Here is a 6,601-nt window from a genome sequence, read left to right as displayed (position 1 = left end):
CCGCGGTCAGCGTCGCCCCGACTGTGGCACCGTCGCCGGGCAGCAGCTGCAGCACATCGGCGGGAATGCCGGCCTTGTGCGCCAGGGTGACCGCCAGATGGGCAATCAGGCTGGTCTGTTCGGCGGGCTTGGCCAGCACAGTGTTACCGGTGGCCAGGGCGGCGGCAACCTGACCGAGGAAGATCGCCAGCGGAAAGTTCCAGGGGCTGATGCAGACGAAGGGGCCACGGCCCTGGGCGTACAGCAGGTTCAGCTCGCCGGTGTAGCCGGGCAGCTTCTTCGGCTCCATCAGGGTGCGGGCCTCGTTGGCATAGTAGCGGCAGAAGTCCACAGCCTCACGCACCTCGTCGATGCCGTCCTGCAGCAATTTGCCTGCCTCCCGGGTACAGAGAGAAATGAGCGGGATATGATTTTCTTCCAGCAGATCTGCCAGCTTTTCCAGAGCCTGGGCGCGGACCTCTACCGGAGTGTTGCGCCAGCCTTTGAAGGCGGCCTGCGCCTTGCCGACGGCCAGCTCGACCGTGGCCTTGTCGGCAAAATAGACCTGGCCAACCTGCTGACCATGATCCTGCGGGCTCAGTACCGCATTGGCGGCACCGGTGGTCAGGGTCTTACCGCCGACGACGGGACCGGCTTGCCAGGTTTTGATGGTCAGTTCATCCAGCGCCTTGAAGAAAGGCGCGCGAATGCCTTCGATATTCATGTTCAGGCCCCGGGAGTTGGCCCTGTCCGGGAAGATGGCCAGCGGCAGCGGTATCTTGTCATTGGCCAGGCTGCGGTATTCCGCCAGGCTGGTCAGCGGGTGGGTGATCAGGGTGTCGATGGGGGTCTTGGGATCCACCAGCTTGTGCACGAAGGAGGTATTGGCGCCGTTTTCCAGCAGGCGACGTACCAGGTAGGGCAGCAGATCCTTGTGCGCGCCGACCGGCGCATAGATGCGGCAATTCAGTCCCGGGTTTTCAGCCAGCACGGCGTTATACAGTTCTTCGCCCATGCCGTGCAGCCGCTGAAACTCGAAGTTTCGCTCCCCGGCCATGGCCATCACCGACACCACCGTATGGGCGTTGTGGGTAGCAAACTGAGGATAGATGGCGCCATCGGTGGCGTCGCTCAGCAGATAGCGGGCACAGGCCAGGTAAGACACATCGGTGCTGGCCTTGCGGGTATAGACCGGATAGCCGTCGATACCGGTCTGCTGACAGTGTTTTATTTCACTGTCCCAATAGGCGCCTTTCACCAGACGCACCGGAATTTCATCACCCTGGCTGCGAGACAGGGCGGTCAGCCAGCACAGTACCGGCAGGGCGCGTTTGGAATAGGCCTGAATCACCAGCCCGAGGCCGCCCCAGCCCTGGTTCACATCCGAACGGTAAAGGGATTCGAAAAGATCCAGTGACAGCTCCAGCCGATCCATTTCTTCCGCATCTATGGTGATGAACACATCCAGTTTACGGGCCTGCTCCAGCAGTCCGAGTACGGTGCGATACAGCTCGGTCAGTACCCGTTCCCGGTTGGCTTCTTCATAGCGGGGATGCAGGGCCGACAGCTTGATGGAGATGGACGGGCGCGGCACCTTGGGGTTGTTGAGCTTTTCGGCACCGACGGTAGCGATGGCGTTAGCGTAGTCGCTGCGGTATTTCTCGGCATCGTCGGCGGTCATCGCCGCCTCGCCCAGCATGTCGTAGGAATGGGTATAGCCCAGGTCACGGGACTTGCGGCTGGCCTTGAGCGCCTCCTTGATATCCCGCCCCAGCACGAACTGCTTGCCCATGATCTTCATGGCTGCATACATGGCCGAGCGCACCATGGGCTCGCCCATACGGTTGATCATGCGGTTGAGCACGTTGGCCGGATTACCGTCCAGCTTCTTGTCCATACGTACTATTTTGCCGGTCAGCATCAGCCCCCAGGTTGAGGCGTTGACCAGGGTGGAGTCGCTCTGGCGGAAATGCCTGGCCCAGTCGGCGCCGGACAGCTTGTCTTTAATCAACTCATCGGCGGTGTGGCTGTCGGGAATGCGCAGCAGAGCTTCAGCCAGACACATTAGAATAATGCCTTCCTGAGTATCCAGGCTGTATTGCTGCAAAAAGGCATCGATGCCGTCACCGCCGTCACTCTCTTCGCGCACTCTGGTTACCAGCCGGCGGGACTGTTGATTGATTTGCGCCAGGGTCTGACCGCTGGCGGGCACCTGCTCCAGCAAGGCGGCAAGATAGGCGTTCTCGTCGACGATGTAGTTCCGGGTTATATCCTGGCGCAGGGACGGCAGATCCCTGGGGGCATAACCGGATGCAAAGACGGTGGCGGCAGTAAACATAACGGCACTCCTGATATCGCGGGGTGATGGCTGCCCGAGCTAGGCGGCTCCTAATGACGCCAACGTATACGATGAATACGTAATTAACAGTGCATCTGTCTGCTTGGTCGCCAAATTGAGATTTTGTTGGCATTTTTATCGAGTTAAATCTTGTCTTGTCGATATTTTCGTATACCAAATAAAGGCGCCATACCTTAACAGTTAGGCTTTATCAATATAGCTGAAGCCGTCACCCACGGTTGTCTATGATGACGATGGGCTCTTGTCGGTGACTTCTCTTGGCGGCGGTATGAGTGGCGGTAATACCGTGCACGACGGTGGAACGGCAAGCCATTGGAGTATCAGGGAGCCAACGGGTCATATCGGTGAAAAATGCGGGTTCGGGCGGCAACACCCGACCGATGGGCGGCATTGTCTTGTCGGGGGCTCTCGCCCTATAATGCGCGCTCATTTCTGTCTGTGGTAAGCAAGCCAAGTGCACTATCAACGTCTTCCCAAGGGGCATTTCGCCCTGTCTGTGGTTTATCTGATTACCGGCGCCTCCATTGCCGCTTCCATGGTGTTTTCTCTGCTGCTGTTCCTGTCGCTGGAGCAGGGCCTGCTGATGAAGCTGATGTTTGGCGGCCTGGCGTTGGTGTTTGAGGTCGGCAAATTTTATATCTGGTATGAAATGGGCGAGCGAACCAATCGTGGTGATTCGATGGGCTCCCTGAAGGCGCTCTGCTTCTATGCAGTATTGTCGGGTCTTTCCATCGCTGGCAGTGTCGGCGGTATCAATGCCGCTACCAATACTCTGATGAAGGGAGATGAGGCCAAGGCGGCCGAGGTGCAGAGCTATAACGACAAGATAGTGTCTCTGGATCGGGAAATAGAGATTAACGAGCAGGCGGCCCAGGCCTATATCGACATGAAACGAATTGCGAACGGCATGACAGAGATGCTCGCCCGCAACCAGGATCTGCGGGCACGGCAGGATGAATTACGTCGGGAGCGGGATCAGGTCGCCATTACCAGCCAGAGCTCGCTGATGGGCCTGATGTCCAGCCTGGCCGACGGCCTGGGCTGGCCGCTGGCGCGGGTGCAGTTTGGTATTGTTGCCGCTCTGTCTGTTTTGCTGGATTTCTTCGCCGCCTTCTTCATCTCTCTGTTGGGGGAAGAAACCCGTTTCCGGCGCAGTCAGAGACAACAAGAGCAGCAAGCGGCGACCACGTCGGTTGTGCCGGCGCAGCCTGCAGTACCGGCCCGTCCGGATTATTACCATGAACTGGTGGCCCGGTTACAGGCGGGTGAGCTGCGCTGCGCCAAAGGCGCAGTGTCACGCATGCTGGAGAAGCCGCTGGAAGAAGTGGAAGATATTTTTCACTGGTTGCTGCAAGACGGCATCGTCTATCGCAAGCCCAACCGGCACTTCGCCCTGAGCCAGCAGGACTAAAGCTAACGGAATCACACATGTCACGAGTAACGATAAAGGCGCCCCAAGGCGCCTTTATCGTTACTGATATTGTCTTAACTCGGCCTCAGTTCATCCAGCGGCCCTGATTACGTCTGCGGCGCAGGGGAACCATGGGCAGCAGTATCCCGAACAGGACACCGGCACCGGCCACCAGACCACCGTTCAGCAGCCAGTCCAGACGCATCTTGTGTTCCTTGTCATCCATCAGGCTGCTCAGGCGCTGGTTTTCGGTTTCCAGCTTTGCATGCTGCTGGCGCAGCTCGTTGAGCTGCTCGTGCACCTGGCTCAGTTCCTGCTCCTGCTGCTGCAGCCGAGAGGTTTTATCCTGAATATCCAGCTCATGTCGTTCGTCGACGGAGGCAAGTAGCTGTTTGGTGTTTATCAGATCCTCCTCCATCGACGGCAGCCGGGATCGAAAGCTTTCTTCCGTCTGTACAAACTCGCCATTTACCCAGCCAGTACGGCCCTCGGCGTCACGAATTTGGACGTACTTGGTCTCGGCGTCGGAGCCCAGTTGTTCGACCGGCTCGCCGGCATTGACGGTGCCGAGAATGCGGAACTGGTTACTGGGACCTGTGCGCAGATAGGTGTACACGTTATCGGAAATATAACGATTGGCTGCCTCGGCCATGCCGAGCCACGGCAGGTAGCACAGCAGTACCACAAGAAGTTTTGATTTCACCTGGGGTTCCTTCGTTCTCAATAATTCATTTTTAACAGTGGGAACATGGTAATTGGTGTGGAGGGGGAGAACAAGAACAAGGGGGCAGTTTGCCCCCTTGAAGTCAGTGTTTAGCTGAAGAACCACTGAATGATATAGAAGAACACAATCGCCAGTATGGCACCTGCGGGCAGGGTGACTATCCAGGACACGGCGATATTACGCAGTACATTCAGGTTGAGCGCGGCAATACCGCGCGCCAGGCCTACCCCTACCACGGCCCCCACCAGGGTCTGGGTGGTGGAAATAGGCAGACCGGTGCCGGAGGCGATCACCACTGTCGCAGCGGTGGCCAGCTGGGCGGCAAAGCCACGGCTGGGGGTCAGGTGGGTAATGCCGGTGCCGACCGTGGCCATCACCTTGTGACCGAGCGAAGCCAGGCCGATGACGATACCGATACCGCCCAGCGGCAGTATCCACCAGGCGATAGTCGCCTTACTGGCGATCTGACCGGCGCTTTCCACCGTGCTGACCACGGCAGCCAGCGGGCCAATGGCATTGGCCACGTCGTTGGAGCCGTGGGCAAAGGCCATGGCACAGGCGGTGATAACCATCAGGATACCGAATACCTTCTCCACGTTGGAGAAGTGCATGTCGGCATCGTCCTTGGGGTTGTATTGTTGCCGCTTGATATAGACAGCGCTCAATGCGGCCAGCACCAGGGAAACCAGCACTGACAGGCCCCAGCCCTGTACATCGGTCATCTCCAGACCTACATGCTTGAGTCCCTTCTTCATGGTCACAAGGCAGATCACCATCGCTGTCATGAAGATGTAGATCGGCACGTATTTCTTGGCCGCATCCAGCGGATTGTCGGCATTGAAGATCAGCCGCTGCACGCTGATGAAGGTGAAGTAGGCCAGTACGCCGGACAGGGCGGGAGTCACTATCCAGGAGCCGATGATACCGAGCACCATGGTCCACTGGATGGCTTCCGAACCCAGGGAGACCAGGGCAAAACCGATGATGGCGCCGACGATGGAATGGGTGGTGGACACCGGCCAGCCGAAGTAGGAGGCCAGCAGCAGCCAGGTGCCGGCCGCCAGCAGGGAGGCAATCATGCCGAACACCAGCAGGTCCGGGTGGCCTTCAAAGGCGCTGACATCTATGATGCCGTTACGAATGGTGGAGGTGACCTCGCCGCCGGCCAGGTAGGCGCCGGCAAATTCAAAGATCATGGCGATAATGATCGCCTGCTTGATGGTCAGCGAGCGGGTGCCCACCGAGGTACCCATGGCGTTGGCCACATCATTGGCGCCGATACCCCAGGCCATGAACAGGCCGAATACGGCGGCGATCAGGATCAGCGTGGTGCCGTAGTTAGCGATGATATCCATTTTTATACCTTTGTTATTTCACTCAGGAACGTGACAGCATCAGCTCTAAACGGGAACCCACCCGTTCGGCCTGATCTGCCAGGTCACCGACCCATTCGAGGATCTTGTACAGAAACATGACATCGATAGGGTTATAGCCGTCTTCGATGGCCTGCAGCTGTTTGCGCAGCTTGGCTTGCATCACATCGGTATCATCTTCGATCAGGTCGAGCTGGTGTATCATCTCGGACACCAGATCCATTTCGCGACCCTTGAAGCCGGTTTCCAGCAGCTCGTCGAGCTCGTCAATGGCCTTGGCGGCCTGCGCGGTAGCATCGATACACCGGCTGAGGTAATCCATAAAGGCGGGTTTGAGCTGCGGCGGAATGCTCATCTGACGACCAACGATGCGGCCGGCAATGTCTTTCGCCTTGTTGGCGATTTTGTCTTGCTGGGTGAGCAGTTCCAGCATATCGGTACGCTCAACCGGCATGAAGAGGCCGCGAGGGAGTTTGAGGCGAATTTCGCGTTTCAGTGTGTCGGCTTCCCGTTCGAGCTGGGAAATGCGTCTTTGAATGATCCCGGCTTGTTCCCAATCCTGCTCCCACATGGCGTCGAAGAAGGGCACCAATTGCTGTGCAGCTTCATGGACTTTAATCACATGCTTCTGCAAGGGCTTGATCGGGGACTTGGCAAAGAGTCCTAAAATAGTATTTACTGGCATGGCCAACCCTGTTTCGGTGAAAAAACACTCGATACATTAAAGTGGCGCGAATGGTAACTTAACTATAAAG

The 6,601-nt window shown here is 57.8% G+C and carries 5 protein-coding genes; 1 reads left to right on the top strand and 4 read right to left on the bottom strand.

Annotated features, from left to right (window positions below):
- A partial coding sequence (putA, locus tag UN63_RS05380; protein ID WP_104485759.1) for a bifunctional proline dehydrogenase/L-glutamate gamma-semialdehyde dehydrogenase PutA occupies nucleotides 1-2,317 on the bottom strand: 2,317 nt, incomplete at its 3' end.
- Nucleotides 2,318-2,792: 475 nt separating this feature from the next.
- Between putA and UN63_RS05375 the strand changes: the two genes are divergently transcribed.
- Nucleotides 2,793-3,749 carry a hypothetical protein gene (locus UN63_RS05375; RefSeq protein ID WP_104485758.1) on the top strand — a complete coding sequence of 319 codons (957 nt, stop codon included), beginning with the start codon at nucleotides 2,793-2,795 and terminating at the stop codon, nucleotides 3,747-3,749.
- Nucleotides 3,750-3,834: 85 nt separating this feature from the next.
- On the opposite strand, the gene UN63_RS05370 is transcribed toward UN63_RS05375, so the two are convergent.
- The 3 genes from UN63_RS05370 to UN63_RS05360 all read right to left on the bottom strand — a co-directional run bounded on the left by UN63_RS05370 (nucleotide 3,835) and on the right by UN63_RS05360 (nucleotide 6,531).
- Complete coding sequence (locus UN63_RS05370) at nucleotides 3,835-4,452, bottom strand: TIGR04211 family SH3 domain-containing protein (protein WP_104485757.1); 618 nt, start codon at nucleotides 4,450-4,452, stop codon at nucleotides 3,835-3,837.
- A gap of 110 nt (nucleotides 4,453-4,562) precedes the next feature.
- On the bottom strand, nucleotides 4,563-5,828 hold the full coding sequence (locus UN63_RS05365; RefSeq protein WP_104485756.1) for an inorganic phosphate transporter: 1,266 nt from the start codon (nucleotides 5,826-5,828) through the stop codon (nucleotides 4,563-4,565).
- A 22-nt stretch (nucleotides 5,829-5,850) separates the two neighbouring features.
- On the bottom strand, nucleotides 5,851-6,531 hold the full coding sequence (locus tag UN63_RS05360) for a TIGR00153 family protein (RefSeq protein ID WP_104485755.1): 681 nt from the start codon (nucleotides 6,529-6,531) through the stop codon (nucleotides 5,851-5,853).
- Nucleotides 6,532-6,601: the final 70 nt, after the last annotated feature.

It is taken from the genome of Oceanisphaera arctica, from assembly GCF_002936955.1.
GTDB classification, from domain to species: Bacteria; Pseudomonadota; Gammaproteobacteria; order Enterobacterales; family Aeromonadaceae; genus Oceanimonas; species Oceanimonas arctica.
The sequence above is the reverse complement of the archived record's forward strand: the minus strand, read 5'-3'. Positions and strand labels throughout refer to the sequence as shown.

Bases quoted from the DNA above. Each gene is read 5' to 3' on its own strand.
- UN63_RS05365 (WP_104485756.1), bottom strand. From the start codon at position 5,828: ATGGATATCATCGCTAACTACGGCACCACGCTGATCCTGATCGCCGCC.
- UN63_RS05360 (WP_104485755.1), bottom strand. From the start codon at position 6,531: ATGCCAGTAAATACTATTTTAGGACTCTTTGCCAAGTCCCCGATCAAG.